The organism is Elusimicrobiota bacterium, assembly GCA_041658405.1.
GTDB lineage: Bacteria > Elusimicrobiota > UBA5214 > JBBAAG01 > JBBAAG01 > JBBAAG01.
In genome coordinates, this window is sequence record JBBAAG010000015.1 from 19,989 (window position 1) to 45,945 (window position 25,957).

A 25,957-nucleotide genomic window follows, 5' to 3' on the forward strand; every position below is an offset into this window, starting at 1 on the left:
AATCCTTAATTTCAGATTATCTGATCTTTAACGATCCAAGAGCAATTAAGCAAAATATTATTGCAATAATCCAAAACCGTATGGTAACTTTATTCTCCGCCCATCCTTTAAGCTCAAAATGATGATGTAACGGTGCCATCCTGAACACCCGTTTCCCAAACCGCCGGAATGAATATACCTGTATTACTACTGACATAATCTCAATAAGAAAAACAGCGCCTACCAGAACAATAATAACTTCCTGTTTTACGCATAACGCCGTTACTCCCAGCATACCTCCGATAAACAATGACCCGGTATCACCCATAAACACTTCCGCCGGATGTGCGTTATACCACAAAAACCCTAACCCCGCCCCGATAAACGCAGCAAGATAAATCGCAAGTTCACTAGCATCACGTACCGGTATAATTCTTAAATATGCCGCGAATTTTGCATTACCCGCAAAATACGAAAATATCAGATACGCCACCGCGGAGATCATTGCTACTCCGATTGCCAACCCATCAAGCCCATCGGTAAGATTCACAGCATTTGACGCGCTTATGATCAACAACATAGAAAAAAACAGGTATATAAATCCAAGTTCCAGAAATACGTCTTTTAGATACGGTATATTGATTGTTGTGGTAAAATCAGTATTTGGCGGATAAAAAAATAAATACGTTGTTACCCCCAATGCCAGTAGAAACTGTACCACCATTTTCCCCGCCGGAGGAACGCCTTTAACATTCTTGCGGGTAAGTTTAAGGTAATCATCATAAAAACCAAGCGCGCCAAGCACCAAGGTTGTTATCAATATCAACCACGTGAACCTATTATCCCACCGCGCCCATAAAAGTGTTGATACTACCAGCGATAACAGTATAAGCAACCCGCCCATAGTAGGCGTCCCGGATTTTTGCAGATGTGTCTGCGGGCCGTCAGTACGGATAGTCTGCGTGAACTTCCAATCTTTTAACTTCTTAATAACCCACGGCCCTAAGATAAACGAGATTATCAGTGCTGTCAATAACGCGCCGCTTGAACGAAAAGTTATGTACTGGAAAATATTAAATCCCGATACTACTTGTTTCAGAGGATATAATAAGTGGTATAACATAATAAATCTCCCTTTTGTATTTTACTTAATACTTTCCACAACTTTTTCTAACTCCAACAACCTCGATCCTTTCACTAACACCACAACCCCGGGAGTAAGTTCCTTAATAAGATCCCTTGATAACTCATCTTTTTCACTGTATAACTTCCATGATCTCCCAAGCTTGCCTAACTCCTCACCAATCAACCCGGCGTTTTTGCCGTATAACAAAGTATTCTGTACTTTCAATGCCCCTATAAACAACCCTATTTCTCGATGCTCTTTTTCCGCGCTGTCACCGAGTTCCAGCATCTCACCAAGGACAAGCACAATCTTTTTCCCGGCATATTTATCTTTCACCGCGGCAATTGATTTTTTCATTGAGTCAGGATTTGCGTTATAACAATCAACCACAATTACAGCGCCTGACTTATGAACCACAACTTCCTGCCGTAATTTGGGCAACTCTAAATTTACCAACGCACGTTCAACAACATCCGCCCTAATCCCTGCAGCATACGCACAGCTAACTGCGGATACAAGATTTGCGATATTATGCTCCCCCCACAACGGCACATCAAAATTAATAACGTCTATACCATATGCAACTTTACCGCTACACCCTCCGATATCTTCATTAACCTTGCTTTCAATCAAATGCACATCTGCCATAACGTTTATCACAGAATAAGTTACTTTTCTTATATCCCCGCGTAGAACGTATCCCGCTAACCGTTTGTCATCAATATTAACGACCGCAGTACCGCCGTGTTTTATGTTATTAAATAATTCACATTTTTCTTTTAAAACACCTTCTTCATCAATAAAAGCCTCAAGATGCGCACGCCCGATATTTGTTATGACTCCGATATCCGGTAGCGCTATTTTTGCCAGCATCGATACTTCCCCGAAATGATTAGTCCCGATTTCCAGCACACAGTATTTAGTGTTATTATTCAACCGGCACAGAGTCAAGGGTAGCCCAAGATAATTATTCCAACTGCTCGGATTAACTATTGTGCTACCGTCAACTGAAAATATTTTACCCACAAACTCTTTAGTTGTAGTTTTACCATTAGACCCTGTTATCCCGATAACCACCGGCGATACCTGATTACGTAAATATACCGCAAGTTTTTGTACTGCCACAACAGCATCAGGAACGGAGATGAATGGCTTGGATTTAAGTTTGTCCGCATTCTTTTTCAGCCATTCTTCATCAACAATGACAGCCACCGCGCCGTTCTCAAATGCTGTATTAATAAATTCATACCCGTCAAACTTTAACCCTTTCACGGGTAGGTATAACGCACTGCCCAGCATCGTACGGGTATCATGGATAACAGCGTTAACAACAACATTCTCTCCGTTGTTACCAACTTTACCGTTCACGATATCCGCTAACTGCTTTAAACTAAAATATTTCATATCAACCTTCTAAGATACTTAAGCGCAACTTCACGGTCATCAAAATGTATACGTTTATCCTTGAATATCTGATAATTCTCATGCCCTTTTCCTGCGATAAGAACAATATCCCCTTCTTTCGCCATTGACAACGCTTCCGCGATAGCATTCTCGCGGTCAATATTAACAATATAGTTTGTGCGGTTGGAACGCTTAATTCCTACCTCGATATCAACAACAATTTTCACTGGATCCTCAGTCCTGGGATTATCTGACGTAACCACTGCATAATCGCTTAAACGTACCGCAATCTCACCCATTACCGGCCGTTTTGTGCGGTCACGGTCACCACCGCAACCAAAAACTGTGATAATACGCTTCTTCGCTACTTTACGCAGTATCCCTAAAACATTCTCCAATGCATCCGGTGTATGAGCGTAATCAACAAATACAGAATATTTTTGTCCCGCATCGACAGTTTCCAACCTACCTGGTACAGCTGTCATATGTTTTATACCATCAATAATTTTTTTTTCCTCAATCCCGAGACACATCCCCGCACCCCAAGCAGCAAGGATATTATAAACATTATGCTGCCCGATTAACGGGGTATCTACAGATATTTCCTTACCTGTAATAGAATTAACAATCACAAACCTTGTATTCTTATCACCATACTCAACATGTTTTACGTTCAATTCTGCGTTACCATTATTTATCGAGTAAGTAAGTAATGTAATTTTGTTATTTTCAGCAATAAGAGCTAAACGTTTACCGTAAGGATCATCAATATTAATCACGGCGTACCGGCATTTAGGAGTACTACCCTTACTCTTAAACAACACACTCTTTGCCAGGAAATAGGTTTCCATATCTTTATGATAATCCAGGTGATCAGGTGTAAGATTTGTAAAAACGGACACATCAAAATCATCGTTATAAACCCTTGTCTGGTCAAGTGAATGAGAAGACACCTCAGCAATCACGGTATTCACACCTGCTTTTATCATCTCTGAAATTATACGGTAAAACTCAATTGATTCCGGTGTGGTATTCTTTGAATCACACACATTACCTTTCCACCTGTAATTAATGGTACCGATCACTCCGGGCACCAACCCCGCAGAGGATACGATACTCTCAAGCAAATATGTTATTGTAGTTTTACCGTTAGTCCCTGTAATCCCGGCAAGTTTATTATTTTCAACCGTAATCCCATAGAACTCCCGCGAGACCGAACACATAGCTTCACGGACATTACTCACCAGCACAACCTCTGCTGGAATGACTCCACAAAAACTACTATGAGCAACAACTGCAATAGCGCCGTTTTTAACAGCATCGGAAATATACTTCACCCCATCATCTTTAACTCCGGGCACTGCAAAAAAAATATCACCCGGTTTCACCAGCCTGGAATCACAACTTAACCCGGAAACTATTTTCCTGGAATCGAACTTACTCTCAGTTTTAACCTTTTTTAATAAATTACCTAGCGCTTGCATAATCCTGTTTCCTTGCCATCTTGTTTTTTTGTTCAACATACGTACCATCAGGAGAAATATTCCAGTATTCCATCAACTTTTGCGCAATCCTCGCAAAAATCGGCCCTGCTACGCTCCCGCCGGTATGGTCATACCCCGCAGGTTCATCTAAAACAACAACAATTACCGCTCTAGCCTTTTCAACCGGAAGAAACCCGCAGAACAGCGCATTATACTTTGTATCAGAATACCTCTTTAACGCAGCTTCATACTTCTGTGCAGTTCCGGTTTTTCCGGCAATTCTATACCCCGGCACCTGTGCTTTTATACCAGTACCTCTTTGAACAACACTCTCCAATAAACTTGTTACCACTGCGCATGTTTCTGCAGAGATTACTCTTCGTATACGAACAGGCTTACCGGACCAAACAACTTTATCAGTTTCTGAACAACGTATTTCTTTTAAAATCTGTGGTTCCATCAATACCCCGCCGTTTGCCAGAACAGAATATGCGTTTAACACCTGTATCGCAGTAACAGCAATTTCCTGCCCAAATGATAATGTCGGCTGAGTAGGCAATCTCCAGCGTTTAGGCTCTTCCAATAATCCGCCACTTTCTCCCGGTAAAAATATTCCCGTAGGAACATTGAATCCGAACATACATATATATTCATAAAAACTATTTTTATTCAACCTCAACGACAACTTTGCAGTACCAATATTTGACGACACTTCCATCACCTGTTGTGCAGTAAGAGCACCCTTTTTTTCGTGATCACTAATAATTCTTGTCTTATGGAACTCCCACTTACCATTCTCACAAAAAACCTTTTCATGTATATCCAGTTTTCCTTCTTCCAATAATGCAGAAAATGTTATGGCCTTAAAAACCGAACCCGGTTCAAATACATGCGAAATTGCCGGATTATTCAGTACTTTAGAATCACGCTGAACATCTTCCGGTGAATAAGACGGTAAACACGCTAACGCAAGGATTTCACCGGTAAACGGCTCTTGCACTACAACAATACCTTTTTTTGAACGGGTTACGCGCATACCTTCGGCTAATTCGCGTTCCGCAATATACTGCACTTTTTTGTCGATAGTAACCACCACATCATGAGGGGCATCTTCTGTTTTCTCAATTGGTATAACACTGCCGACATCATTCCCCAGAGCATCCCTAAACCTCATCTGTTTCACAGGCGCGCCTGAAAGAATTTCATCAGCACAAAGTTCAATCCCGGACGATGGATTTTCTGATTTCATATACCCCACTACATACTGAGCAAGCTGTTTATTAGGATAAAACCGGCGATAAGTATTTTCTTTCTGTAAACACTTAAACTGTTTTGTATCCAATCTATCCAACGCACGGCATTCTTCAGGTAAGAGTTGTTTTTTTAGATACACAAACCGCCTGGATTTATCCGATATTTTTTTGTATACCTCTCCATAGTCAAGATTTAAACACTTACTGAAAACCTCGGCTGATTCTTTCGCATCCCTAACCGCGTTAGTGAGTATCTTACAGGAATAAGTTGATAGGCTTAACGCCAATTCCTGGTTGTTACGATCCAGAATACTGCCGCGGATTGGGAACCGCACTTCTTTCTTCCTGGTATAATCATCAGCTTTCCCGCGGTAATGTTTAAACTGTACAACCTGTACGTAAAACAAACGTAATGATATACAGAAAAACGCAAATAAAGTCATTCTCCGAATGAACCGCAGTTTTTTTAAGTTAACATTTTTTACTGTTTCAGACTTCTCTCCTGAAAACCTGTTAGTACTATACCGTTTTTTGTAATTCATCTGTATATTCACTTACTCTTCAACTTAAGAATTACCACTTCACTTCCCTTCGGTTCGATCATTCCAAACTTTTCCTTTGCAATTTTTTCTATCCGCCCGGGATCCCTTAACTCATCAAGTTGTATTCTTAAATACTTATTATTATTCTCAACATTAGCTATTCTTTTACAGATAGAACTTACGTCATTCCCTAACCGTACAGACTCAACCTGTGTCCACACAACAGTTACGAGTATGCTTACGAACAAAGCAAAGTACAGGATGTTCTTCAGCATTTATTTGTTAATACCGTTCATCTTTTCTCCGCTACACGCATTTTTGCACTACGTGAAGAACGGTTTATTCGAACTTCATCTTCACTCGGAATCAACGGTTTTTTTGTTAATACACTCAATACCCCGTCATTTTTATATGATTTAAACATGTTTTTAACGATCCTATCTTCAAGTGAATGATAAGAGATAACAACAATCCTCCCTCCCTGTTTCAAGCTATCCACTGCTGTTATCAACCCCGCGTTTAACTCCTCAAGTTCGTTATTCACAGCAATACGCAATGCCTGGAATACTCGTGTAGCAGGATGTTTACCCTGATATCCCCCAGCTAAAATACTTACAAGTTCAGAAGTTGTCTCAATTCTTTTATTTTTTCTTACTTCAACAATTTTATGTGCGTACTTATTTGAGTACCGTTCTTCCCCGTAATCCCTGAAGATCTTTACTAACTCATCATACTGATAACTATTAACAATATCCCCGGCAGTAACCACCGAACCAATACCCATACGCATATCCAACGGCCCTGTCCCCATAAAACTGAATCCCCTCCGATAGTCAATCAACTGTTTTGTGGAAACACCAAGATCAAACAAAACGCCGCTCACTGTGCATGACTGTACTGTTTCCTTCATCTTTGAGAACGGTGCATTAACGAATTGTATACGGCCACGCCATTTTTCCAGCCTTACCTCTGCGGTACTTATTGCTGCAGGATCACGGTCATACGCTACGACTTTTCCTTCATCATTCAATTTCTCGAGAATTGCCTGTGTATGCCCGCCGTCACCCAAAGTACAGTCGACATACTCGCCATCTAACACAGTGACCAGATACTCTACAGCTTCCGATAGCATTACAGGGACATGATATTTTTCTGTCATATCCCCGCTTTACCGGCAATCTTGTTATATTTCGCCCCGCTTATCTTATCTCTATACAACTGCCACTTCTCCGGTGTCCATACTTCTATGCGGTCACCCACGCCGATGATCATAATGTTTTTCTTTATCCCTGCGAATTTCAGTAACATATTAGGAATTAACACACGCCGTTGCGTATCAAGCTTGATCTCCATAGCCATTGAAAAAAACACGCGTTTGAACGCCCTGTGTTCAGCTTCACCTATTTGACTCATATTCTGCAACCGTTCCGTGATATTGTTCCACGCAAATTCATTAAATAGAAATAAACACTGTTCCGTCCCGGCGGTTAATACCATGAATGCCGACTTATTTGTATCCCCGTTAAATCGCGCAGGAAGAATAAACCTGTTCTTTTCATCGAGCATATGCACAGACTGGCCTAATAACATACATTACTCTCCACTTTTCTCCACTTTACTACACTATATTATTTACATAAGCGTGCTCTTTTGTCAAGTATTTAATTTAAATAAAATATTAAAAGGAGAAACACTGAAGTTTAAAACAATAAATATGCCCCGGCAGTAAGATAAATCATAAGCCGAATTTTGTGCGTTAACAGGACATTTCTTTCCTGTTACGCCGACGCCATTTCTCTGGGTACCACATCGCTGCGGATACTCAACCGGCGCAAATTAGCTTCACGCCGATATGCGGCCTACTTTGGCAGGCGCTGTTTACTTGGCAAACACGCGCACACCATCTTTGGCCTTGCTCACAGGTAAGGATTTAGCCGTTTCACGTCGCGTCTTTAACAACGGACATTTCCCGTGATAAACGGGAAGTAAAGATTTTTCAATCTTTACCGTCACTGTTCGCACCTCTGCTAAAATAATGGAAATACCAAGTATATTCCATAATTCCAGCGGCCTGCTCTTAACAGGCTACCCTTTTTCACAACCGGAAGAACCGGAGCAAAGAGAGTTCGGACTTTCCTCCCTGGTAATCACTTACCGGGCGGCGCCGCAACTTACCATTACGTACCGGGGCATATTCATTATTTCAAATAACAAAAAATATTATTCCGGATAATACAATATACGCGAACAATTTTCGCAGAATACTATATTTTTATCTTTTTTTACATCGTTAAGCATATACGCGGGCAACAGTATCCTGCATCCACCGCAGGAATCGCCTTCTATCGGAACAATAACAAAACTTTTTAGTTTTCGTATCTGTTCATACTTAGAAATGATCCCAGGTTCTATTTTTTCAATATAACCCGGCCGCTGCTGAGATAATTGCTGGAGTTGAGTATTAAGTTCCACAACTCTTTTTTCAAAAATAGCAATTCTGTCATTGATTTTAGCTTCCTCAACTTTATACTTCTGCTCCTCAATCTTATTATCTTTATTAAGACTATCCCCGAGATCCATCAATTCCAGCATTTTTTCTTCAATCATACCTTTGTCAATCTTCGCTTTTTCTATCTCTGAGAGTAATGCGCGATACATTGAATTATCTTTCACCATATTAAGTTCAGTATTGTGTTTTTTAATAGCCTCTTCCTTATTAGACAGTTCAATATCCAGGCTTTTTTGTTCCAGTTTCAACTGCACAAAACTCTTCTTTTTGTCTTCCAGCATCAATTTCGCGTCATTTATAGCCAACCGTTCAGACTCAATTTCTTCAGGGATTTTTTTTAATTCAGCATTAACCGCATCAATTTGTGAATCAATCTTCTGCAGGTCTAGCAAAGCTCTCAATTGGTCGTTCACAATACCTTCCTTCCGTAAAAACTACCTATCCCAACAGTACCGGCGAGAAATTGGGCGATACAGGACTTGAACCTGTGACCTCTAGTATGTGAAACTAGCGCTCTAGCCAACTGAGCTAATCGCCCGGCAACTTATAACCCAACCTATGTTTATATTATCACTTATCACCAGAATACAAGTCAATATACAAATAACCGGTTACGGGCTTACCACCTGGAGTTTGACCGTGCCGATATTAAATCCGTACGGGCTTAGTAACCGCCCTATAAGCCAGATAACTTTCTTTAATTTCTCCTTCTTCTTAAGTCCCACCCGCACTTCCGCACCGGTATTTGAGAGGACATCGGTAGTAGTGGAAGATACGTGTACGTAATCATTGGGTTCCCACAATATTTTTGTGTTTATTTCAGCCTTAATTCTCACAACAGCTTCAGCTTCCCCCGGTTTTATCACCGCACTATCAGGTTCAAATACGCAATGCGCCGGAGTGAGATACATATTAGTAATTTCCCGAAGTTTTACAAATACTCCTTCATTAATACACAATGGGATAGACACCTTGCTTAATGACGGCCTCACGCGTTCAGTATATCCCACATTATCGGTAATAACCGCCCCATCATTCGATACTGATAATCCTGTATTGCCGATATTTTTATAAGGAAGCAACGCCAGAATCCTTGAATTATCCTTACTTGAAACAAACACATAAGACAAGACCCCGGGATTATAATTAATCTTATCTTCAAACGCAGGATCTTTTACGCAACCCTGTAACATTTCAATCGTAACTTTAATAGCCAAGTACTGCAATGACGGGAGACCGTGAGAACCTACTATCCCGCCGGGATATTGATCTGTTGAACCAACATTTTTGTTTTGTGCTGCAACCCACACAACATTCGTTATTCCCTCTGTGTTTTTGAACATAACAGCCGCACGGGTAATCAAACCAGCATAAAACCTATCCTCCCGCCCAGTAAACCCAGCCCCGACATCAGTCAACCACACATTCTTTAACTTAAAATTTTTAGTAAATCCCGTTATATTTTTGTAAACAGAAGATTCAGTAAACTGAAGCAAGTCATTACCTTCACAAGAAACGGTTAATATATCGAAGAACCTTCCCGCAAGCTGACTCCCAATCCCTTCTACGAGTTTTAGATCTTTTACACTGCTTATATTCAATAATAACTTAAGTTTTGGATTACCTCTTTTCGCAGTATCACTCAACATTTTTACAACCGCAGCATATTCTTTTGCTGTGAACCTGTCGACGGACTTATCCTGAGCAGAACGAATAACTAAACTTTCAATATTCTTAAACTCAACACCCCATAAACCTGGAGACAACTTTTGCACAGCCATTTCTACCATTTTAAAAAACGCATCACGGCGTTGTTGTACCGTAAATTCTTTGCCATAATAAGGTATTACACTGCAATCAACCGAGATTACAGGCTCTATACCGTTACTTTGACAAATATCAATATACTCCTTGTAATTACCAAAACTATACTTTAGTTCCTCGGTCTCAACTACCTGCCATATTAAAGGCTCAACAGCATACCCAATCCCCGCAGACGAAACTAACTTCACAACTTTTTCACGTACAGTGTCTCGTTGAGTAGCAAGCTCGGTATTCACAGCAAAATACTTTGATTTTGTATTCTGGTTATCTGAAACATCACTTTTTAGCACAACAGTACTTATAACAGTTGTAGAGGTGCTCCCAAAGGCCAGCCACGCATCAACAATGTAATAACCTGAAGTACTGATAATAACCCCTGCCTCTTTCTCAATTGACGCATTTGGAGGAACAACTACTTCATCTTCAACAGAGTATACGGCCTTATCATAACTTGACCGTACAACGAGATGAAGTACAGCTTTATGTTCATTATTGTCAGTATTACTGATACGAAGACACACCCCAATTTTGTCATCAACAACCCAAACACCTTGTTTTTCCCAAACAAAACCCAACTTTATCACTTCAGTATCAGAAACTTCTGAAATCAACGCCAGCCCGTCAAACATAACCGTACCTGTCAAACCAGCATTTTCCGGGTGCATGATTACCAAACTCACAACTCTTACAGGAACATCAAGTTCGCCATTACTGTCCCCAAGCCAGGTATTGCCTAACAGTGCATCTTTCCCTAAAACAACTTCAATATTCTTCCACCCATTAAAATTCAATGTACATAGTTTATACTGATGCATCTCACCGCTGCGGTCACGTAACCGTATAGCTACAGTATTATTACTTCCATCCCCTTTTATCCAAACAACTACTTTTCTGGGCTTACCATCCACTTCTTTACTACACACAAGTTCTCTATAGTCATTACTTTCGTTCTTTTGAAAATCATAAACCACGCGTCCTGCACCGATACCACTTTTTTTGTCAATATTCTCGATTGTAAATTCGGCGCCGTTACCGCGGATATAACATCTGTCAATAAGATCAAACTCCTGAAGTATCCTATTAATCTCTTTACCCATAAGGCTTTCGGAAGACAAAAACAATATTGATAAGATAAGCAAAAATAACCTTGAAATCATTCTGTTTCAGTACGCACAATTTTAATAATAGTATCCAGATCAAATGGTTTTGGGATATACGCTTTTGCACCCAATAACAATCCTTCCCGGATAATTTCATCTACCGAAAACGCTGTCATGAAATATACGTTTGACAACGGTGATTTATACCTGATCTTTTTATATAACTGTAACCCGTTCATAGTGGGAAGGATTACATCTAAAAATATAACGTCATAAAACCGTTTTTCCACCATCTCCAGCGCCTTAACCGGTGTGGATGCCTCATCAGCGATAAAACCAAGCCATAAGATTGTACGTGTAATAACACGGCGCACCTCGTCATCATCGTCAATCACTAAAACACGGTGAGACCCTTTATCGCTGTAATTAATTTTATGGGTAACCTTATTCTTCGCCTCACTTTTTTGTTGTGCCGCACTTACATGAAGTAACAATTCAGTTTCATGTAAACTAATTAGTTTAGATTTTTTGTCCCAATTATTTTCGCTCATATTTGTCTTTCAATACAGCAAACATTTTATTTAACGCTTCTGCCAGTTCATGAAGTTCATCGCTTTTACGCAATACTATTTTTTGGTCAATATTACCGGTTTCCGTTATGTTATTAATAATTTTTTCAATCCTGTATAACGGCCCGGCTATGCGATGAGAAAATAATAAAGCAATAAATAACACAAGCGCAATAAACACATATCCTGCGGTTAGAATTATCAATTGCAACTTTTTAACTTGCGCCATAGTATCAACTGCCGCTGATGCGTTCACTAACAGTTTTATGACAAAGTACAATTCAACCTCGGAGAGTATTAAAAATAACATCAATACCAACGCTAGGAGGCTGGCGTACTTAACTTGTAGAGGCTTTACTAACAACTGCCGGCGTGGAAACTGCCCTTTTTGCTCCAAAAGCTTAGATCCCCTATCTGCCCGTTTGTTATTCACTTAATAACTTATTTTACAATAAATACAAGAACAAGTTCTATGAAATCAATATTAATTATTTTAAGAACAACGCCGCTGCACCAACTACCGCGCTATCGCTCCCAAGCGTCGCAGGAACAACCTTCACATTCTTTTGTGGAAGATATCTCAGATAGTAAGACATCCATTTCTTCATCGAAGGAAAGAATAACGTGTATTGTTTTGACACCGACCCTCCCACTACAACTATTTCAGGGTCAACAACCTCAACCGCACAGCTAAGCGCATATGCTAAATGCTTTCCAAAAAGTTTCCACGTATATATTGCCATCTTATGCCCATCCCTGGCGCGTTCCGCAATTATACTGGGTTCCACATCCATGTTAGTCAATTTACGAAAAATATTCTTAATCCCGCGGCCTGAAACATAATCCTCTATAATCCCTGATTTGTAAGGCAAACACCAGATTTCAGCGGCATTCCCCGTTGCACCGTTATACACTTTTTTATCAATAACTAACCCGCTCCCCAACCCTGTCCCCAAAGTTACTCCATAAACAATCTTACACTTTTTACCCGCACCGTATACGGCTTCACCTAAAACAAAAATATTTGCGTCATTCTGCAACCTTACCGGAACCTTATACTTATTCTCAAAACATCTACGAAGATTAAACCCGTGCAATGGTTTAAGATTTATTGGCGTGAGTAATCTTCCGGATTCAATATCCAGCGGCCCAGGCGAGCCAAGCCCAATACCTTCAACCATATTAATTTTTATACCCGCATCACGGATAGCCATATTGATTGTATTATAAATACTCTGCAGGAGACTGTGTTTTCCAAACCGTTTTTCTGTCGGTAACTTTACCCGTGCACCAATAATCTTCCCTGTTCTGTTAAAAACAGCCGCAGCGACTTTAGTCCCGCCCAAATCCACACCGACAATATACTTTTTCATAGATTCACTCCAACCGCAACTTATTTACCTTTACGCCCATAATCATCCTCAAGCCTTACCACATCTTCCACTTCACTAGTTGAGACTTCAAATATTTTAACATCACTTCCCTTTGCACCCATGCGATGAACAGTTTTCGGCGTAATAACAATGGCATCACCTTCATGCATCACACGATCTTCCCCGTTAATTTCAATATAAAGCACACCTGAATCCACGTACAGTGTTTCATGCTTAATATTATGATACTGCTTACTCAACCTCTGCCCTTTGTTTATCCAGATAACTTTACCGACATACTTATCCGTATGCGCTACCCATATTTCCTTACCCCATGGTTTCTCTACAGTTTTCATACAATCCCTCCCTGAAAAATTAATCAATAACATTTTTTATTGTTAAATAATCCGTTGTCCGATTTCGTCCCGTGTTTTTTGAGTGCAACAACGCCTGGTCTGCTAACTGCCAAACTTTCCGGCCGGTTTGATCATCTCTCGGATAAAACGCAATACCTATGCTTATCGTCACTCTTAACGGTTCCATAATATTCCCGAACATTTTGCGTTCCACACAATTTCTTAGCCATTCCATTTTACGGAATACCCCCGCAGGATCATCCGCCCGGCGGAGCAGTATCATAAATTCCTCTCCACCGAAACGCCCTGCCATGTCAGTCTCATAAATACACTCTCTAATAATTTCGGCAATACCCCTTAGGATTTCATCCCCTACCTGATGCCCATGAGTATCATTAACCTTCTTAAAATGATCGATATCTATCACAACAACCGCAAAATTAGTAGCATACTTTTTTGCACGTACTATTTCTTCTTCCATCCTATCAAAGAAATAATGCCTGCGATGCAGACCCGTGAGCCCGTCAGTCCGCGATATTCTTTGTACCTGCGAATACAACCTAGCTTTTTCAACACCCAAACTTAACTGATTAGCCAGGATTTCAATATCCAGTAACAATACTGGAGAAGTAAGCTCGGTATCATTAGGAACTCTTATAATAAACCCTCCGATAACTTCAGACATCAATACCAGCGGTACCGCAATCATACCGGTTTCACCAGCTATCTCTAACTTGCGGTTATGTATAGCACGTAAAGCCAATTCATTGTCATATTCACTGTTTGCATCTCCTGAACTACCTGCACCCACGAATTCCACTTTATTAAGTTCAGGGGACGTAAGAAAAAACATAACCTTTTTTGTTACCGGTAAGCATAGTTTTACTGAATGTTCCAGGTGAGTAATCATATCGTCAAACTCCACAATCCCGGCAAGCTCGCGGGTAACACCGTAAAACTTTAATACTTTCCTAATTCCCTGCTCAAGATTGGTTATCCTGTTCTTAATGTTCTCAAGTTTAACAACTTTATTTTTCTCTTTAATCAAGTTTTCATTAACCATATTCTCGCGAATACGCTTCTCTACGATCAACTTATTCTTAATTATGAACACAAGGACAGATACAATCAACAAAACCAGCTGAGTCCCTGCTGTATAAATGCTTAGATTAATAGCAAGTGCAGAAATACCTGCAACCGCGGTAATTGCAATTCCAATCAATAAATGTTTTTCGTGGTAGATCAACAACCACAGGTTTATAGCTGTCATCAAAAACGTGAATCCATTAACAAAGATGCTTATAGTCATAGGCTACCCACCACGCGGTTACGACCGGTTTGTTTAGCTTTGTATAACCTTTCATCCGCAACCCTCACTAACTGCTGCCCGGTGGTAGCCTCACCCGGGAATACCGCAGTACCGGCACTAACCGTAACAAAAGACTCTTTACCTTTAAGTAAGAACTTGTCTTTTTCTATAACATCCCTAATATGTTCAGCAATATCTTTAATCCCGACGGTATTCTCTCTTGGGAACAGTACCACAAATTCTTCCCCACCGTAACGGCCCAGGATATCCGTTTCTTCAATACAATTACTTATATTACCCGCTACCCGGCGTAACACAATATCGCCAACATCATGCCCGTAGGTATCATTATATTTTTTGAAATGATCTATATCTATCATTACTAACCCGAGTTCTGTATGATACCGTCCCGCACGCAAGATTTCTTCATTCATCCGTTCAATAAAAAAGCGCTGGGTATACATCCCTGTAAGTGTATCGGTGACTGACAGTTCATGGAGATTATTAAACATTAAAGCATTACTCAACGCCGTACTCGCAATTGAACACAAAATATCAAGCATCCTGAGATCTTCCGAATCAAACGCTTTACCTACTATTAAATCAATTCTTAACACCCCGGCAATCTGTTTGTCAATAAACACCGGTGCGGCAATCAGGGAGTTCGCAACATAATCAGGAATACTGGCAAACCTTAAATCGCGGGATATATCGCTTATAAGCAACGGCGATCGCCTTGCTATAACCCAGTCAGAAACCATATCATTTATCTGGGTTGATACCTGATACTTTGCATTTTGTTGTGGAAAACATTTTTGAGCATAACTGAGTAATTGTGTTCGTATTTTTATTGTGTCAAGTGTCCCCCCGAGTTCCCGTGCAGCAGAAGAAAGTAGCTGATACCGTTCACTTTTCTCAATATAACTTTTCTCCTGAATTTCATAATTAGCAATCTCTGCATCTATCCTTGCACACCTATTCTGTGATTCAGAGAGTCCTACCAATACAACATGTTTTTGTTTACTCACTACCCTGTGTAACCTATTCACCAAACACCATGCTGCAGATAAAAACAATATCGCCATCAATAATTGATATATTTGGCTCATGAGAGTTTCATCTTTTATTATTATGATTGGGAAACAACTAAGCACTGCCAGCAGTGTCCACACAGGCGGTAAAACATATCCCCGGACGTAGTACACATAAATCAATGGTATCGCATTAAATAAAAGAAATACAGATGAATATTGCGGGGCAAGTATTGACAGTAGTATTGATGCTACCAAAACAATTGAAGGCAGAGCTAGTATATACCTATAATCTATTGCCTGATAATTACTTTTTGAATTACTCATTTCGGAGGCAGTACTTTGATAAACCTGCGTTTACCAACACGTAATTCCAGCGGTACTGATACATTAACAACTTCTTTGTCATTTTCCGCTTTCCTATCGCCGATTTCCACGGCATGCTGTTGTATCAACCTGCGCGCTTCATTCTTTGAGGAAGCAAGTTTGGTCTCAAGCAATAATTCAATTATCCCCATCCCGTCTTTCGGGCAGGTATACGTTTGCGCATCCTGCGGGAATTCCTTTTTTGTAAACGTCCTGGCAAACTCTTCCGATACAGCTTCTGCTTCTTGTGAAGAATGATATTCTGCGACGATCAGTTTTGCGAGCAACACTTTATTATCCCGCGGATGCTTTGTCTTTAATTCATTAATATCTAGATCCGTAAATATCTGGAAGTATTTATACATAATATCATCTGGCACAGACATTAATTTCCCAAACATATCTTTTGCCGGTTCATCTATACCGATATAATTCCCATATGATTTAGACATTTTTTTTATGCCATCCGTACCCTCAAGCAACGGCAATGTAGCTACCAGCTGAGGCTCCTGCCCAAACTCTTTTTGCAGTTCACGCCCTACAAGTAAATTAAATTTCTGGTCCGTTCCCCCAAGTTCAAGGTCGGAACGCACTGCTACTGAATCATAACCCTGCATCAACGGGTATAAAAACTCTAGGATTGTTATTGGCACGCCGGTAGTGTACCGCTTATGGAAATCATCGCGTTCAATCATCCGCGCAACAGTATACCGTGATGCGAGGTTAAGCATACCGCTGATACCCAGTTTATCAAGCCAGCTACTGTTAAACACCACTTCTGTATTTGATTTATCAAGGATTTTAAAAACCTGATCAGTATAACTTTTAGCATAAACCAATACCTGGTCTTTAGTTAAAGACGGCCGTGTAGCCGATCTGCCACTGGGATCGCCGATACACGCAGTGAAGTCACCGATAATAAAAACCACCTGATGCCCAATATCCTGTAACTGGCGCAATTTGTGTAAACTAACGGTATGCCCGAGATGAAGATCCGGCGCTGTGGGATCAACACCAAGTTTTATCCTTAACGGCTTCCCGCGTTTAAGTTTACTAATCAATTCTTCTTCTGATATTAAATCAACTAGGTTTTTTTTAAAAACCTCTACTTGCCTTGCAATTTCCATGAATAAATACCGCCTATTTACATTGTTATAGTAATAATATTATCATACTTTACGGGATTTTAACAAATACAAAAATACTTTAGACAATCTTAACCGCGGGGATGGTATTTACGGTGCATTTGTTTCAAGTGTTCACGGTCAAGATGCGTATATATTTGTGTAGTAGCAATATTCGCATGGCCAAGCATTTCCTGTACAGACCTTAGGTCCGCCCCGCGTTCCAGCATATGCGTTGCAAATGAATGCCTTAAACTGTGAGGGGTAACTTTTTTTTGTATTCCCGCGCGATGAACATATTTTTTTACTATTTTCCATAATGATATTCTGGATATTCTCTTGCACCTGGAACTAACAAAAAGTTCAGGAACATCCGATCCCGCGCGTTTACCGCGTTCATTTTCTATATATGCTACTACTGAGGTACGCGCAATCTTGCCTAACGGGACAACACGTTCCTTCCCTCCCTTACCAATAACACTAACATACCCTAACTCAAGATTTACGTTTGAAACCAATAACCCGCTAAGTTCAGAAATCCTTAACCCGGCAGCATACAACACTTCAAGTATTGCGCGGTCACGATAACCGTCACGGTCAGAAACCTTAGGCTGTTCCATCAACACCTGTACTTCTTCAATGGAAAGAACTTCCGGTAGTTTTTGTGCAAGCTGAGGAGTTACAATATTAACAGTAGGGTCAACCTGCGCATATCCTTCCGTCACAAGGAACCTATGAAACATTTTGATTGACTCAATATTGCGAAACAAGGTTGTGGGTTCCAACCGTTTCTCTCTCCGCTGCCAAAGGTATTCCGTGATATCTGTATGCGAAAGTTTGAATAAATCAACTTTTTTTTGTTCAAGGTATTCAAGATAAGTTTTTACATCACGGCGGTATGCAAGTTGAGTATTAACCGCCAATCCTTTATCTAACGCCACAAAATTGATAAAGAGATCAAGATACTGTATTTGCGACATCGTTATCCATATACGTCTTCACGAGCTTAAACTGCTGATTATATAACCGCGCATAAACACCGTCATTCTTCAACAACTCATCATGTTTCCCTGATTCCATTAATTCACCGTTTTCGAACGCCAATATCTTATCCGCCTTCAGTATTGTAGACAACCTATGTGCAATAACAAAACTGGTGCGGTTAAGCATTAACCGTTCCAATGCTTCCTGTATAAGAGCTTCGGATTCTGAATCAAGCGCTGAAGTTGCTTCATCCAAAATCAATATTCTGGGATTCCTGAGTATTGCCCGGGCAATTGCAAGCCTCTGTTTCTGCCCGCCAGAAAGTTTCACACCGCGTTCACCGATCTGTGATTCATAAGCGCGGGGCAGATTCATTATAAACTCATGTGCATTCGCTGCTTTTGCAGCTTCTATAATTTCATACTGAGTAGCATCCATATTACTGTATTTAAGGTTATCGTTAATAGTACCTGAAAACAAAAAACTTTCCTGAAGAACTATCCCGATTTGGCTGCGTAAAGATTTTAGAGTTACATTACTAAGATCATTTCCATCAACTAAAATCCTCCCTGAAGAAGGATCGTAGAACCGGCATATAAGGTTTGTTACTGTAGTTTTTCCTGCGCCACTGCGTCCTACCAACGCATTAATCGTTCCCGGGAATACTTCAAACTGAATATTTTTTAATACTCTTTGATCATGTTCGTAGTTGAAACACACGTTTTCAAATACAACATGGCCTTTTATATCCGGAATCCTTTTCGCATTTTCACTTTCCTTTACTTCAGGCTGGGTATCCAGAATTTCGAATATACGCTGTAATGAAACGTTAGCGCGGGTTATCATTTCGTTGATATTAGTCAGTTTAATTACCGGAGCATATAATAATCCGAGATACGAGTAAAACGCAACTAACGCCCCTGCGGTGAGATCACCCTTTATAACTTCTCTCCCGCCAAGCCATAGTATAAGAGCTACGCCCAATCCATGAAGAAAACTGCTTACCCCGCCTAGTGTACCCGATAATTTAGCGAGTTCTATATTAGATATAAGTGTTTGATGCAAATCATGAAAAAACCCAAGTTCTTCACGTTTTTCACCGGTAAATGACTTCACAACCTTTGCTCCGGCAATAACTTCCTGCAACCCCCCGTATATCTCAGCCCAATTCTCACGGATACTCAAACTGCGGTTACGTATTTTATTGCGTAATGTCATATAATTAATCACATATAACGGAAGTACGCATAACGCAATCACTGCAAGTTTTGCGTTCATAATGAACAAAATTGTTATCACTGTGATAAGCGTCATTGTGTCTGTGGTTAACTCAATTGCAAGTTCACGGCTAAGACCTGCCAGTGTATCAACATCCGACGTTATCCTGGCCATAATCTTACCGGTTTGCCGGGTATCATAAAACTTCATCGACAACAACTGTAAATGCTTGAATATTGCCATTCGGAGATCCATCAATAATTTATGGCTAACATATGACATAATGTAATTACTTGTGAAAACAGAAAGTGAACGTATGATAAATATTGTTATTAGAACGACAAATATTATATTTAGCGCTTCCCCGCTAGATACTGTTTTCTCGAACCAGAACAATTTTATGACAACACTGCTGTTATGAATAACTTTATCAATTACAAACCTTACTACGGACGGTACAATCATCACAATTATTGAAACAACACCCATAAAAGACAATCCTATGAGTATTCTCAACCAGTAAGGTTTTAAATATTCAATAAACCTATAAATATAACCGCGCTGCTGTTCTTTATGTGTTTTTTCGTTCATTTATTCCTGCATTCTTTACCTACAATAAGGGTTATGCAATTTTTCACCTTCAATAGTACACGCATCCTCGTGGCCGGGCAATATCTTTACTTTACCCGGTAATATCATCAATTTATTCTTTACTGAACTAATAATTTGTTCTTCACTACCCCCAGGTAAGTCCGTACGCCCGACAGTTCCGCAGAACAAAGTGTCCCCGGTAAATAAGATATCATCGTATAACAAACATATCCCCCCGGGTGTATGCCCCGGTGTATGAATTACCTTTAACTTAATTTTCCCTGTTTCCACCACATCATCCTCTTCCAAAAACCTGTCAATTTTAATATCAATGAGTTCCAGCATCGTAGCATCATTTTTATGCGCCAGTATCTTTGCGCTTGTAAATTCTTTTACGTCATTATCCCCAAATATATGATCAGGATGACCGTGCGTATTGATAATATACTCAACCACCAAGCCGAGTTCTTTTAGTTTCTTAATAATCCTTTTACTTTCATCTCCCGGGTCAATTATCACGCATTTGCGTGTACTATCATCGGATAATATATAGCAGTTAGTTGCAAGGCTGCCAACTTTTAACGTTATCAACATCGCCTGCTTACTTACTCGTCCCCTTTAACCACAGGATTATATTTTTCACGGATTACGCGTTCAATCTCATCCAGAAGTTCGGGATGTTCAACAAAATACTTCTTCGCATTATCCCGTCCCTGCCCAACCCGCTCGTTTTTGTACATAAACCATGACCCGCTTTTTTCGATTATATTTTCATTAACCCCGTAGTCAAGCAATTCACCGGTCCGTGAAATACCTTCTTGCGGGTTAAGTTCGAATTCTGCATTACGGAACGGTGCAGCAACCTTGTTCTTTACAACCTTGACCCGTGTTTTTATCCCCACAACCACATCGCCTTGTTTTAAGGTTTCAATCTTGCGGATATCAAGCCGTATTGACGCGTAAAACTTTAATGCCAATCCACCCGGTGTAGTTTCCGGATTTCCGAACATAACACCTATCTTTTGACGTAACTGATTAGTAAAAACAATTGCGGTCTTGGATTTCGAAATATTAGAAGTAAGTTTCCTTAAAGCTTGAGACATCAACCGTGCCTGTGACCCCATCTGCATATCACCCATCTCGCCCTCAATCTCTGAACGGGGAACCAGCGCTGCGACTGAATCAATTACTATACAATCCACCGCACCGCTGCGGATTAACCGGTCCGAAATTTCCAACCCTTGTTCCCCGGAATCCGGCTGAGATATTAACAAGTTCTCAACATCAACCCCGATACGTTTCGCGTATATAGGATCCATCGCATGTTCCGCATCAATAAACGCTGCAACTCCGCCATTTTTTTGCGTATTTGCTATTATATGAAGACACAACGTAGTTTTCCCTGAAGATTCAGGACCATATATTTCAGTAATCCTCCCGCGGGGAATACCTCCTATACCGGTAGCGATATCAAGCCCGATTGAACCAGTGGAGATAGATTCCAACTTAATTTTTGCAACCTTCTCACCCATTCGCATAATAGCTTCCTTACCAAACTCTTTTTCAATCTGGGTCATTGCCATCTCTAACGCTTTAGCCTTCTCAGTATCTTTCTTAACTTCCTTACCGGCATCTTTCATTTCTTCATTTTCTCTTTCTTTTACCATCACACATTCCCTCCGTTTTTTCTTTCCCTCGTTTCACCCACCATTTTTTCGAACTCCGTACTTATCACACGTTTTTCGTTCATATCTTTAAAAATTATACAATTTTTTTTAGTATAACAACCATTTATTTATACAGTAACATTATGGCGTATGCGGATATGTAAATCACAACATTAGCATAAATCCCGGCTATAATATCATCTACAACAATCCCAATCCCGCCGGACAGGTTTTGTGAGAGTTTCGCTGGAAAAGGTTTTAGTATGTCAAACACCCGGAACAATATAAACCCTGCAGTTAAAAAAATGATACTCTTTGGTAAAAGAAACATTGTAACCAAACACCCCACAACTTCATCGATAACCACCCTCGGGTCATCTTTAACACCATAAAACTTTTCTGTAATCCCGGAAGTAATAATAGCGATAATAATGAAAACAACCAGAATACCCGCTTCCGTATAAGTATTAATTTTACGATGAAGCAAAAACAAGACAACCATAGCAACAAAACTAGCAACGGTTCCCTGCCCTCTTCCTTTTATAAACCCTGTATACCCCACCCCAAAAAAAGTGGACACAATATTAGCTAATACAACAGCTATCCCGGGTTTTATATTTGTCATAAAAACAGATCCCGGTGTTTAACAAGATAATCTATCCCTGAGTATATAGTAACCACCACAGTAAGCGCTACTGAATAAAAACCAACATTTTTTGCAATTACTACCGCTCTGTCATAATCAATACCTGTATCAAACATACCGTATTTAATACCCGACAATACACATAGTACCGTAAGTATTAAAATTATTACTATCATCTGTACCGTAGTTTTAACTTTCCCTGAGGTATCCGCTGCAATAACGCGTCCGCTAGTTGCCGCGAGTCCGCGCATACCGGTAATAATAAATTCTCTAGCCAGTATGATTATAACCATCCATGCCGGAACCGAAAGCTGGTCAATCGCGATAAACGAAACAAACGCGGAAGATACCAAAAGTTTATCCGCTAATGGGTCAACAAATTTACCAAACGTACTAACGAGGTTATATTTTCTTGCGAGCATACCGTCAAATGAATCCGTTAATGAACATATAACAAAAATTATAAGCGCTGCGACAGTATAAACAAATCCAGGTATCAGCAAGCATATAATAAAAAACGGTATTAGCACTACACGTATTAGCGTAATCTTATTTGCGATATTCAATACTGTCATATTCCACCCCTATCCTATTATTCCTTCACCAATTCCGCTATAATATCATACTCGCGATAACCGATATACCTTACTTTTACAATATCACCGGGTTTTACCGCTAGAGTATTAATTATAACATTACCATCAACCTCAGGCGCTTCGTAACAACTCCTCCCTACAGCATGTTTCTGATTAAGGCCGGTAATTAACACTTCTGATATTGTACCCAAACGTTTCTTCATATAATCCGATACTACACGTTTTTGTATAGAAAACAATGTTTCCACCCTCAGCGTTTTTTCTAGAGGCGGTACTCTTTCTTTTAATTTATATGACAGAGTTGATGGTTCATCACTATACTCAAACGCGCCAAGATGGTTGAATTTTATTTCCTTCACAAAATCAGAAAGTTCACGGAATTCTTTTCTGGTTTCAGTTGGGAATCCGGCGATCAATGTTGTCCTTAATACAATCTCAGGTACAGTATTCCTTATTCTCCCGATGATCTCCAACAACTTCTTCGTCCCCATCCCGCGCCGCATAAGTTTCAACAGCCTGTCATTCACATGTTGTACCGGCATATCAAGATACTTACACAACTTATCGGATTCATTCATTAACTTAAGCAACTCAGAGTTGATATACATTGGATGAGTATAAAGTAATCTTATCCATTTTATACCCTCAATGTTTTCAAGTTTTTCAATTAACCTTGTCAACATAAGTTTATTATAAAGATCCAATCCGTAATATGTTGTATTCTGAGAAATAAGATTAATTTCTTTAACCCCGTATGATGACAGTATTCGAACTTCATTCACAATACTTTTAATACTCCTTGATCGATATTTCCCTCGCAGCTGAGGTATTACGCAAAAACTGCATCCGTGATTACACCCTTCTGCTAAACGGATAAACGCGGAATATTCGCCCTTTGGGAGCATACGTTTATAACCTAAAGGCAGGTCGAGATACCCTCCACCTGAGCGGGAAACATGTTTTTGTTGTAAACACTTATCAGTTTGAGACAATATTTTTTCTAATTTATGAAGTTCAGCAGTGCCAACAAAATGATCTACTTCAGGAAATATCTTTTCAACATCTTCAGTATGATACTGCACCCAACACCCGGTCACTACAACTTTTCTGCAGCTCCCCGTTTTTTTGTACTCCAGCACTTTACGGATATGCCATTCCGCTTCTTCCCTTGCGGTACTGATAAACGCACAGGTATGGATGATAACACAATCCGCGTTTTGATAAGAATCAACTATTTCATAACCCTTATTAGCAAATAATGACGCTAATGTTTCAGCTTCAACCTGATTTTTACTGCATCCCAATACCAAGAAAAGTATACGCATTTTATCTTAATTACTTTTTACTGGTAAATTTACTTCATTAACTCCCTGCCTCGCGCCACTGAGTAAGTCTACATGTTCACCGTCAAGCATAGCATCAATCCCGCGCACATATCCCACCTTAAGGTTGATTGCCTCACCGGCATCCCAACGATAATTCTTGTTTGTATACACAATACCTTCAAATTCTTTTTTACCATCAAGCGTTACGCGTATCCATGTGTCCACAAATACTTTTATAGTTAACACATACTTTTTCCCCGCAGGCTGAGTATTTGATGGTACTGTAACACTACTTGTTTTTACACTTATCGCTGAAATAACATTTTTACCAGAAGAAAAATCAATGAAATCATAATTATCTATAACATAAATAACCAGTAAAACCACTAATACCGCACCGGTAACAATTCCAACTGCATATTTAACAGGGGTATCATTATTTTGAGTAATATACTTACCTAAGCGGCCGAATATATCCTTGATCCCATCTTTAGCGCCCTGTTGTATACTTTTAGGCTCACTTATTTCAGGCGGATGGTCAAACATCCGTAAAATCTCTTGTGTATCTAACTCCAGATATTCAGAATATTTTTTAAGAAATCCTCGTAGATACACGCGTGCCGGGAATTTATCCCATTCATTCGCTTCTATCGCTATAATAAAATTTACAGAAATCTTAGTTGCGACATGAACCTTATCAAGGGTATACCCCAAATTTTCACGCCGACGCTTCAACAGCTCGCCGATAGTATTATCCATAAACCTTTTTTGTATTAATACCTTTCTGACTTACTATTATTTATTAACGTTCCGCTACACCGCACACTCTATTCTTGAGGCAGATCAAGTTTTTCTACATCTGACGGTAACTTTAGTTCAAACACATTATCGTCCTGGATTGTATTAATCTCAAAATCATTTATCTCCATTGTAGTCTGAAAACTGTCACTGTTAATCACAAGTTTTTCATAAACTAAAGTTTTCATATTAACCCACACCTTTATCTTAAGAGAAGGCATTATGCGCGGGATCATCACCAAGACGCATTGCTGCTCTGACTGTTCGAGAATAGACATCTGGTAAGTTTTACTCAGTTGTTTTGAAGAACCAATTATTTTTAACAATAGATCACTGAACATTGCATCGTTTGTCATTGACGACAATTTTGCGGTGGTAACCTGGTTATACCTGGGATAGTATATGGTTAACAAATCGCCTTTCAAAACAGCGGTATACATTTCTGGCTTCTCGCATTCCAGCCTTAATTGGCCAGGCAACTTAATCTTTACCGTACCGACAACCGTATACTCAGTCTCAGCAACAGTAAGTTTTGTCTGCTGGACAAAACTAAAACTCACGGTCTTCATTTGTTTTTCAGCTTCAGCGATTTTGGCTATCAACTGCTGCATCGTAAGTCTCGGTACTCCTTTCTCTCCGCAGAAGAGAGGAGCAACCGAGAACGCGAAACTTAATAAAACACATACTGATATTTTTATATAATTATTCATTTTTCTTGACCTATCCGTCCCCCCCCTGTTTCAAAACTTTTTTCATTTTTTTGCAGATAGTCATCCACAGCTT

At 39.9% G+C, this 25,957-nt stretch carries 25 protein-coding genes and 1 tRNA gene; all 26 read right to left on the minus strand.

Features of this window, described 5'->3' with window-relative positions; all coding sequences use genetic code 11:
• Window positions 1-16: 16 nt before the first annotated feature.
• Window positions 17-1,102: a phospho-N-acetylmuramoyl-pentapeptide-transferase gene (mraY, locus tag WC955_04465; protein MFA5858299.1), complete on the minus strand. Its 1,086-nt coding sequence runs from the start codon at window positions 1,100-1,102 to the stop codon at window positions 17-19.
• A 21-nt stretch (window positions 1,103-1,123) separates the two neighbouring features.
• Entirely contained in the window at window positions 1,124-2,509 is a 1,386-nt protein-coding gene (gene murF, locus WC955_04470) for a UDP-N-acetylmuramoyl-tripeptide--D-alanyl-D-alanine ligase (GenBank protein ID MFA5858300.1), read from the minus strand.
• Entirely contained in the window at window positions 2,506-3,993 is a 1,488-nt protein-coding gene (locus WC955_04475) for a UDP-N-acetylmuramoyl-L-alanyl-D-glutamate--2,6-diaminopimelate ligase (GenBank protein MFA5858301.1), read from the minus strand. Before WC955_04475 ends, murF begins: the two co-directional genes overlap by 4 nt.
• Complete coding sequence (locus tag WC955_04480; GenBank protein ID MFA5858302.1) at window positions 3,977-5,788, minus strand: penicillin-binding protein 2; 1,812 nt, start codon at window positions 5,786-5,788, stop codon at window positions 3,977-3,979. The genes WC955_04475 and WC955_04480 overlap by 17 nt, the downstream gene beginning before the upstream one ends.
• An 8-nt stretch (window positions 5,789-5,796) precedes the next feature.
• Entirely contained in the window at window positions 5,797-6,063 is a 267-nt protein-coding gene (gene ftsL / locus WC955_04485) for a cell division protein FtsL (GenBank protein MFA5858303.1), read from the minus strand.
• Window positions 6,064-6,080: 17 nt separating this feature from the next.
• A complete protein-coding gene (gene rsmH / locus WC955_04490) occupies window positions 6,081-6,947 on the minus strand; it encodes a 16S rRNA (cytosine(1402)-N(4))-methyltransferase RsmH (protein ID MFA5858304.1) in 867 nt (288 codons plus the stop codon).
• Window positions 6,944-7,378 carry a division/cell wall cluster transcriptional repressor MraZ gene (gene mraZ / locus WC955_04495; GenBank protein ID MFA5858305.1) on the minus strand — a complete coding sequence of 145 codons (435 nt, stop codon included), beginning with the start codon at window positions 7,376-7,378 and terminating at the stop codon, window positions 6,944-6,946. Before mraZ ends, rsmH begins: the two co-directional genes overlap by 4 nt.
• A 630-nt stretch (window positions 7,379-8,008) precedes the next feature.
• Window positions 8,009-8,710: a C4-type zinc ribbon domain-containing protein gene (locus WC955_04500; GenBank protein ID MFA5858306.1), complete on the minus strand. Its 702-nt coding sequence runs from the start codon at window positions 8,708-8,710 to the stop codon at window positions 8,009-8,011.
• A 51-nt stretch (window positions 8,711-8,761) separates the two neighbouring features.
• Window positions 8,762-8,835: transfer RNA gene (locus WC955_04505), tRNA-Val, on the minus strand.
• A 73-nt stretch (window positions 8,836-8,908) separates the two neighbouring features.
• Entirely contained in the window at window positions 8,909-11,218 is a 2,310-nt protein-coding gene (locus tag WC955_04510; GenBank protein ID MFA5858307.1) for a carbohydrate binding domain-containing protein, read from the minus strand.
• A gap of 56 nt (window positions 11,219-11,274) precedes the next feature.
• The gene (locus WC955_04515) at window positions 11,275-11,772 is read right to left on the minus strand and encodes a response regulator (protein ID MFA5858308.1); all 498 of its coding nucleotides are present in this window, start codon (window positions 11,770-11,772) and stop codon (window positions 11,275-11,277) included.
• Window positions 11,759-12,187, minus strand: coding sequence for a HAMP domain-containing protein (locus tag WC955_04520; protein MFA5858309.1), 429 nt, complete (start codon window positions 12,185-12,187; stop codon window positions 11,759-11,761). The genes WC955_04515 and WC955_04520 overlap by 14 nt, the downstream gene beginning before the upstream one ends.
• Before the next feature lie 91 nt (window positions 12,188-12,278).
• Complete coding sequence (locus tag WC955_04525; GenBank protein ID MFA5858310.1) at window positions 12,279-13,163, minus strand: ROK family protein; 885 nt, start codon at window positions 13,161-13,163, stop codon at window positions 12,279-12,281.
• A gap of 20 nt (window positions 13,164-13,183) precedes the next feature.
• Window positions 13,184-13,519: a cupin domain-containing protein gene (locus WC955_04530; GenBank protein MFA5858311.1), complete on the minus strand. Its 336-nt coding sequence runs from the start codon at window positions 13,517-13,519 to the stop codon at window positions 13,184-13,186.
• A gap of 19 nt (window positions 13,520-13,538) precedes the next feature.
• The gene (locus tag WC955_04535) at window positions 13,539-14,828 is read right to left on the minus strand and encodes a GGDEF domain-containing protein (GenBank protein MFA5858312.1); all 1,290 of its coding nucleotides are present in this window, start codon (window positions 14,826-14,828) and stop codon (window positions 13,539-13,541) included.
• On the minus strand, window positions 14,825-16,186 hold the full coding sequence (locus tag WC955_04540) for a sensor domain-containing diguanylate cyclase (GenBank protein ID MFA5858313.1): 1,362 nt from the start codon (window positions 16,184-16,186) through the stop codon (window positions 14,825-14,827). The genes WC955_04535 and WC955_04540 overlap by 4 nt, the downstream gene beginning before the upstream one ends.
• Window positions 16,183-17,352, minus strand: coding sequence for a tyrosine--tRNA ligase (gene tyrS / locus WC955_04545; GenBank protein MFA5858314.1), 1,170 nt, complete (start codon window positions 17,350-17,352; stop codon window positions 16,183-16,185). Before tyrS ends, WC955_04540 begins: the two co-directional genes overlap by 4 nt.
• An 89-nt stretch (window positions 17,353-17,441) precedes the next feature.
• A complete protein-coding gene (gene xerD, locus WC955_04550) occupies window positions 17,442-18,329 on the minus strand; it encodes a site-specific tyrosine recombinase XerD (protein ID MFA5858315.1) in 888 nt (295 codons plus the stop codon).
• Window positions 18,307-20,142, minus strand: coding sequence for an ABC transporter ATP-binding protein (locus WC955_04555; GenBank protein ID MFA5858316.1), 1,836 nt, complete (start codon window positions 20,140-20,142; stop codon window positions 18,307-18,309). Before WC955_04555 ends, xerD begins: the two co-directional genes overlap by 23 nt.
• A 15-nt stretch (window positions 20,143-20,157) precedes the next feature.
• Window positions 20,158-20,736 carry an MBL fold metallo-hydrolase gene (locus WC955_04560; GenBank protein ID MFA5858317.1) on the minus strand — a complete coding sequence of 193 codons (579 nt, stop codon included), beginning with the start codon at window positions 20,734-20,736 and terminating at the stop codon, window positions 20,158-20,160.
• Window positions 20,737-20,747: 11 nt separating this feature from the next.
• Window positions 20,748-21,782: a recombinase RecA gene (gene recA / locus WC955_04565; protein MFA5858318.1), complete on the minus strand. Its 1,035-nt coding sequence runs from the start codon at window positions 21,780-21,782 to the stop codon at window positions 20,748-20,750.
• Between the two features lie 151 nt (window positions 21,783-21,933).
• Entirely contained in the window at window positions 21,934-22,434 is a 501-nt protein-coding gene (locus WC955_04570) for a phosphatidylglycerophosphatase A (GenBank protein ID MFA5858319.1), read from the minus strand.
• Window positions 22,431-23,030: a CDP-diacylglycerol--glycerol-3-phosphate 3-phosphatidyltransferase gene (pgsA, locus tag WC955_04575; protein ID MFA5858320.1), complete on the minus strand. Its 600-nt coding sequence runs from the start codon at window positions 23,028-23,030 to the stop codon at window positions 22,431-22,433. Before pgsA ends, WC955_04570 begins: the two co-directional genes overlap by 4 nt.
• 17 nt (window positions 23,031-23,047) lie before the next feature.
• Window positions 23,048-24,376: a 30S ribosomal protein S12 methylthiotransferase RimO gene (rimO, locus tag WC955_04580; protein ID MFA5858321.1), complete on the minus strand. Its 1,329-nt coding sequence runs from the start codon at window positions 24,374-24,376 to the stop codon at window positions 23,048-23,050.
• Between the two features lie 6 nt (window positions 24,377-24,382).
• Entirely contained in the window at window positions 24,383-25,135 is a 753-nt protein-coding gene (locus WC955_04585) for a RodZ domain-containing protein (GenBank protein ID MFA5858322.1), read from the minus strand.
• Between the two features lie 68 nt (window positions 25,136-25,203).
• Window positions 25,204-25,785 (minus strand): outer-membrane lipoprotein carrier protein LolA, encoded by a 582-nt coding sequence (locus WC955_04590; protein MFA5858323.1) that lies wholly within the window; start codon window positions 25,783-25,785, stop codon window positions 25,204-25,206.
• Window positions 25,786-25,957 lie beyond the last annotated feature (172 nt).